This window comes from Candidatus Propionivibrio aalborgensis, from assembly GCF_900089945.1.
Lineage (GTDB): Bacteria > Pseudomonadota > Gammaproteobacteria > Burkholderiales > Rhodocyclaceae > Propionivibrio > Propionivibrio aalborgensis.
The window spans coordinates 22,328-28,640 of the sequence record NZ_FLQY01000052.1 but is presented as its reverse complement, the minus strand read 5'-3'; the positions used below and the strand labels follow the sequence as shown (position 1 = coordinate 28,640).

At 56.5% G+C, this 6,313-nt stretch carries 4 protein-coding genes; 2 read left to right on the top strand and 2 right to left on the bottom strand.

The genetic code is table 11. From position 1 onward, the window contains the following. Positions 1-358: 358 nt before the first annotated feature. Both PROAA_RS03950 and PROAA_RS03945 read right to left on the bottom strand, forming a co-directional pair. Positions 359-1,522 (bottom strand): pyridoxal phosphate-dependent aminotransferase, encoded by a 1,164-nt coding sequence (locus tag PROAA_RS03950; protein ID WP_186410089.1) that lies wholly within the window; start codon positions 1,520-1,522, stop codon positions 359-361. Between the two features lie 175 nt (positions 1,523-1,697). Further along, on the bottom strand, positions 1,698-3,539 hold the full coding sequence (locus tag PROAA_RS03945; RefSeq protein WP_186410088.1) for a phosphoenolpyruvate carboxykinase (GTP): 1,842 nt from the start codon (positions 3,537-3,539) through the stop codon (positions 1,698-1,700). A gap of 372 nt (positions 3,540-3,911) precedes the next feature. On the opposite strand from PROAA_RS03945, the gene PROAA_RS03940 reads away from it, so the two are divergent. Together PROAA_RS03940 and pbpG are read left to right on the top strand one after the other, a co-directional pair. Then, positions 3,912-5,069: a patatin-like phospholipase family protein gene (locus PROAA_RS03940; RefSeq protein WP_186410087.1), complete on the top strand. Its 1,158-nt coding sequence runs from the start codon at positions 3,912-3,914 to the stop codon at positions 5,067-5,069. Positions 5,070-5,203: 134 nt separating this feature from the next. Beyond that, positions 5,204-6,214 (top strand): D-alanyl-D-alanine endopeptidase, encoded by a 1,011-nt coding sequence (gene pbpG, locus PROAA_RS03935; protein ID WP_245664144.1) that lies wholly within the window; start codon positions 5,204-5,206, stop codon positions 6,212-6,214. Positions 6,215-6,313 lie beyond the last annotated feature (99 nt).

The window sequence follows — 6,313 nt, the reverse complement described above, 5'->3', positions numbered from 1 at the left end:
TGCTGCCAAGCCTGCGGTGAAGAAAGCTGCTGCCAAGCCTGCGGTGAAGAAAGCTGCTGCCAAACCTGCGGTGAAGAAAGCTGCTGCCAAGCCTGCGGCGAAGAAAGCTGCTGCCAAGAAGGCGACACCCGCACCCCAGGTATCTGCTCCATCAACGGCTGCTACGCCAGGCCTCAAATCAGCGCTCAATCCGACAGGCGCTTGGCCGTTCCCGACGGGTTCTCGCCCGAAGTAAGGGCGTCGACGTCGGGAGGGGGATGGCTTGCTTGCCCCCGCCTGGATCTATTTTGCTGGCAGCGTAACGTTTGTTACGCTGCTTTCATTTGTGCGCTGCATTCCTCTTTGAAGGTCGTTCGCATCAGCCGAGAAATCGATGGATGCGTTCCACGGCTTGGGCCATGCGCCCGATGCTGGTGGTGTAGGCAAAGCGTAGGTGAGACTTCGGCGCGTGCGAACCAAAGTCCAGACCCGGCGTCGTGGCAATGCCAACCGAATCGAGCAGGTCAAGGGCAAACTGGTAACTGTCCCGAGTCAAAGCACTACAGTCTGCATAGACGTAGAAGGCACCTTCCGGTTTGGCTTCCAATCGGAAACCCAGCTTTTCGATTTCGGCTACGAGGAAGTCGCGCCTCCCGCGGAATTCAGCGCGTCGTTGTTCGAGGATAGTGATTGTAGGCGGCTGAAACGCGGCCATCGCGGCGTATTGCGCCGGCGTTGAAGGGGCGATGAAGAAATTCTGTGCGAGCTTTTCAATATCCCGAATGAAGCATTCCGGAATGACCAGCCAGCCAAGGCGCCACCCTGTCATGTTGAAATATTTCGAAAAGCTCTGCACGACGAAGATGTCGTTCCCGAACTGAAGAGCGGTTGAAGCGTCACGATCGTAGGTCAGTCCATGGTAGATCTCGTCGACAATCAGTCGCCCGCCTTTTTGCCGGACAAAACCGGCAATCGAAGCCATGACTTCATCATCTAGTAGCGTACCGGTGGGGTTGGCTGGTGATGCAAGGAGAGCGCCAGCGGTGCGCTCGTTCCAGTGTTGGTCGACGTCGGAGAGAGTCGGTTGAAAGTTGTTTTCGGCACGGACCGGAATGAAAACAGGAACACCCTCGAAGCTACGTACGAAATTGCAGTTGCAGGGATAGCCAGGATCGGTGAGCAACCATTCACTACCCGGTTCGGCGAGGCAGGCCATCGCCAGTAGCAGTGCACCCGAAGCGCCTGAGGTGACAACGATTCGCGAGGCAGGTACGGAAATTCCGTAGCGACTGGAATAGAACGATGAAATCTCACTGCGCAGTTCGGGAAGCCCGAGTGCCGGTGTGTAGAATACGCGACCGGTCGCTATGTGTGCCTGGGCAGCGGCAATGATCGGCTCTGGTGTGCCGAAATCCGGCTCGCCAACTTCCATGTGGATGATGTCCCGGCCCTCAGCTTCGAGTGCCTTGGCACGGGAAAGCAGTTCCATGACATGAAAGGGAGCGATATCGGCAAGGCGACTGGCAGGAAATCTGGGAGTCATTGTTCGGAATATCTCATGCCGGCAGATTAGTGTCGCGGCTCAATTGGCGTATGCAAGGTTCAGGAATTCACAATCCGGACCAAGTTTCATATCATCAACCATCTTTTGGCATTCTGTGGGTCAATGAAAAAGGCCGCCCGAAGGCGGCCCTGGCGTGGGACGATTTCCTTTAAGCTCAGGCTGCCTTCTTGAAGCTTTGCTCGAACTCGGTGCGGATGGATTCAAGTTTGGCTGGGAGTTTGGCTCCCATCTTGTCAAACCACTCCTTGACGCCTTCAAGCTCGCTAAGCCAGGCTTGTTTGTCGAGACTGGTTACATTTGCAAACTCTTCCTTGGAGAAGTCGACACCAGACCAGTCGATGTCCTCGTAGTTTGGCATCCAGCCGAGCACGGATTCCGTACCTGAAACGCGGCCTTCGCAACGGTCGATGATCCACTTGAGAATACGCGCATTGTCGCCGAAACCAGGCCAGGCGAACTCGCCCTTCTCATTCATGCGGAACCAGTTGACGACGAAGATCGGCACGGGCTTGTCGGGGACATTGCCCATCTTCAGCCAATGGCTGTAGTAGTCGGCCATGTTGTAGCCACAGAACGGCAGCATCGCGAACGGGTCGCGACGCACGACGCCTTGCTGGCCGAAGGCAGCAGCGGTAGTTTCTGAACCGAGCGTTGCGGCTGCATACACACCATGATCCCAGTCACGGGTCTGGCACACCAGCGGCACGGTCGAGGCGCGGCGGCCACCGAACAGGAAGGCCGAGATCGGCACGCCCTCGGTGCTTTCCCACTGGTCATCGATGCATGGGCACTGCGAAGCAGGTGCTGTGAAACGCGAGTTCGGGTGTGCCGCCTTGGTGCCCTTCTCCTTGGCAATTTCAGGCGTCCAGTCATTACCCTGCCAGTCGATGGCGTGCGCTGGCGCGGGACCCATGCCTTCCCACCACACATCGCCATCGTCGGTCAGCGCGACGTTGGTGAAGATAGTGTTCTCGGCCAGCGAAGCCATCGCGTTGAAGTTGGTCTTGTCGTTGGTTCCCGGAGCCACGCCGAAGAAACCGGCTTCCGGATTGATTGCGTAGAGGCGCGTAACGCCGTTCTTGTCCTTGCGCGGCTTGATCCAGGCGATGTCGTCGCCAATGGTGGTGACCTTCCAGCCGCCGAGGCTCGCTGGCGGGACAAGCATCGCGAAATTGGTCTTGCCGCAGGCGGACGGAAAAGCGGCTGCGACGTAGTGCTTATCACCGGCGGGCGATTCGACGCCGAGGATCAGCATATGCTCGGCCATCCAGCCGTCGTCGCGTGCCATATTGGACGCGATGCGCAAAGCAAGACACTTCTTGCCAAGCAGGGCGTTGCCGCCGTAGCCCGAGCCGTAGGACCAGATTTCGCGGGTTTCGGGATAGTGCACGATGTACTTGACGGTCGGGTTGCACGGCCACTTTGGATCCTTCTGGCCGGGTTCCTTCGGTGCGCCGATTGAATGCACACACGGCACGTACTGGCCATCGGTACCCAGTACCGGGAACACTGCCTTACCCATACGGGTCATAATCTTCATGTTGACGACGACATAGGCGCTGTCGCTGATTTCGACGCCGATCTGGGCAATCGGTGAGCCAACGGGACCCATCGAGAAGGGGATGACGTACATTGTGCGACCCTTCATGCAGCCCTTGAACACGCCCTTCAGCGTCTCGCGCATCTTGGCCGGGTCCTCCCAGTTGTTGGTGGGGCCGGCATCTTCTTTCTTCTCGGAGCAGATGTAGGTGCGGTCCTCGACACGAGCAACGTCGGATGGGTCGGAAAAAGCCAGGAAGGAGTTCTTGCGTTTCTTGAGCTTGGTGAAAGTGCCGGCTTCGACCAGCTCGTTACAGAGGCGGTCATATTCTTCCTGCGAGCCGTCGGCCCACACGACGCGATCCGGTGTAACCAGTGCGGCGACTTCGGCAACCCACTTCTTCAGACCTTCGTGTTTGACGTAATCAGGGGCATTGATGGATATGGTTTGGGTCATGGCAATACACTCTCTAAAGGACAGTTGAAAAAAGGGGATCCATGCTGTTGCTCGTCAGGAAATCGCTTCGTGAAATCCTGTATGGGCTGGCAGATCCAGTGCGAGACGACACGTCGGTCCAAGCCGGAAATACTTGACTGATTGTTGATGAGGCAGTGCAATCATGGTCGACTCGGAAGCTTCGATAATTGACCTAGGAAATAGTACCATAGCTTTAGCCGGTCAAGCTGTCGCGTCGAATTTCGGGAGCGTTTCCATAGTGCAACATGCGCTCACATAGGAGCCGGCGCATAGCGCTGCCGGCGCCTTTTCGGCTTCGCCATGATCGTTGTTGCTACGCCAACCTCCAATCCAGTTATCATTCGATGCACCATGAGCGATTCGGGTTCTTCTTCGACGAGCAACGGCAGGACAGCACTGGTTCTTGCGGGGGGCGGCGCGCGGGCAGCCTATCAGGTCGGCGTTCTGCTCGCCATCCGCGATCTTATGCCCGAGCCCGAACGCAATCCTTTTACGATTCTCTGCGGCACTTCCGCCGGAGCCATCAATGCGGTGACGCTGGGCTGTTATGCGGACAATTTTGGCGCGGCAGTCGATGCTCTGGCCGATGTCTGGCGGAATTTTCATGCCGCACAGGTTTATCGCGCTGACCCTTTGGGCATCGCTGCTTCAGGTGCAAGCTGGATGGGTACGATGGTGTTTGGCTGGCTGTTAAAGCGATCGCCCCGTTCGCTGCTCGACAATACTCCGTTGCGAGAACTGCTCGAACAGAAGCTGAATTTCCGTAACATTGGCCGGTCAATTGACCGCGGTTCGCTCTATGCTGTCAGTCTGACAGCCTCTGGATACACCAGCGGTCAAAGCGTCAGCTTTTTCCAGGCGGGCGCAGATGTTGAATCGTGGGAGCGAACGCATCGCTTCAGCTGTCGCGCGCAGCTCAATATTGATCATCTGTTGGCGTCCAGTGCGATTCCCTTTATCTTTCCAGCGGTCCGACTCAACCGCGAGTATTTCGGTGACGGCTCAATGCGCCAACTGGCGCCGATTTCCCCGGCAATTCATCTCGGCGCTGAAAAAGTGCTGATCATCGGTGCGGGCCGGATGTTTGAACCAGTAGAGCGCCAGCATTCAACTGCTTACCCGACTATGGCGCAGATCGCGGGCCACGCGCTTTCTTCGATCTTTCTCGATAGCCTTGCCGTAGATATCGAAAGAATGCAGCGCATCAATTTGACCTTGGCGGCAATGCCTGATGAAGTAAAGAAACGAAACCGGATCCCGCTTAGACCGATTCAATCGCTGGTCTTCTCTCCGTCCGAAGAGCTTGATGTCCTGGCAGCAGACCACGTCACCGCGCTACCCTGGCCGGTACGTTTTCTTCTACGGGGCATCGGTGCGATGAGTCGTCGCGGTGGCGCTTTGGCAAGTTATTTGTTGTTCGAGGGTTCCTATACCCGTGTCTTGATCGACCTCGGCTATAAGGACGCGATGGCTCGTCGCGAGGAGGTCAAGGCCTTTCTTGAGGTATGAATATTTTTGATGTTGTCTCTCAAGTATTTCCCCTATCTCATTATTTTTCTTGATTTTGATTTGCCCGGTGATAGACTGAACCGGAATGATCATCTCAATAGATTCAACTGGGGGCATTATCGATGTGGTTATGGATGAAAACGGCTGTGCTGTTCGTAACGTTGCTGGGCGCTGGTTTTACAGTCGCCGATAACGCACAGGCTGTCGAAAAAAACAAGAGCAAATCTGTTTCACACAAGAACAAGGTCGCTCCCGTCGCCAAGAAGAGTAAGCCTTCGCAAGTGGTCAGGAAAAAGAAGGCCAGCAAGGTTTCAGTGAGTGGCGAAAAGCAGTGGCAGGAGACGCGCGAATTGGCTGTGCAATCCAGTGCTGCGTTGGTCATTGAGCAGGGCGGCGGCGATGAGCTCTTTCTGAAGAACGCCAGCGAAGTCGTGCCAATTGCCTCAATCACCAAGCTAATGACGGCCATGGTTGTGCTGGACAGCCAGGCAAGCCTGCGGGGGCAAATCGCCATTACGGATGAAGATGTCGACACCCTGCGTGGTAGCCGTTCACGTTTGCGTGTGGGTTCGGGTTTGACACGCGAGAACGCTCTGCTTCTCGCATTGATGTCTTCAGAGAACAGGGCGGCCAATGCGCTGGCTCGACATTATCCCGGCGGAATGTCCGCATTTCTCACCGAGATGAACATCAAAGCAAAAGTGCTTGGGATGAAGGATACGCACTTTGATGATCCGACCGGGTTGAACAGCAGTAACGTATCCACCGCGCGAGATTTGGCGAAAATGGTTGTCGCGGCATACCGCTACCCGCTAATCAGGGAATTCACGACCACTGCAGAGGCGACGGTGGACGTTAGCGGGCGCGCAATGGCCTATCGCAACACGAATCCATTGGTGAAGAGCGCGGCCTGGGATGTCGGACTATCCAAGACCGGATACATTCACGAAGCCGGGAAGTGCCTGGTCATGCAGGCACGTGTGGCTGATAAGCCGGTGGTCATCGTGTTGCTTGATTCGGCAGGCAAGCAGACGCGGGTCGGCGATGCCAACAGGATCAAACGCTGGATGGAGACCACTCAGGCTTCGCACAGAGCGGCGACGCATGCTGCGCTTTCACGTTCAAGCAGCGGTCCCCCAGGCTAATCTTAGCCGTCGCGCACTGGCCGTTACTGATTCGCCCGCTTCGCTGCAATCCGCAGGTGATAGCGCAAAGTAAGATATGGATCGTCGGTAGTCTCCCCC

Bases quoted from the DNA above. Each gene is read 5' to 3' on its own strand.
- PROAA_RS03950 (WP_186410089.1), bottom strand. From the start codon at position 1,522: ATGACTCCCAGATTTCCTGCCAGTCGCCTTGCCGATATCGCTCCCTTT.
- PROAA_RS03945 (WP_186410088.1), bottom strand. From the start codon at position 3,539: ATGACCCAAACCATATCCATCAATGCCCCTGATTACGTCAAACACGAA.
- PROAA_RS03940 (WP_186410087.1), top strand. From the start codon at position 3,912: ATGAGCGATTCGGGTTCTTCTTCGACGAGCAACGGCAGGACAGCACTG.
- pbpG (WP_245664144.1), top strand. From the start codon at position 5,204: ATGAAAACGGCTGTGCTGTTCGTAACGTTGCTGGGCGCTGGTTTTACA.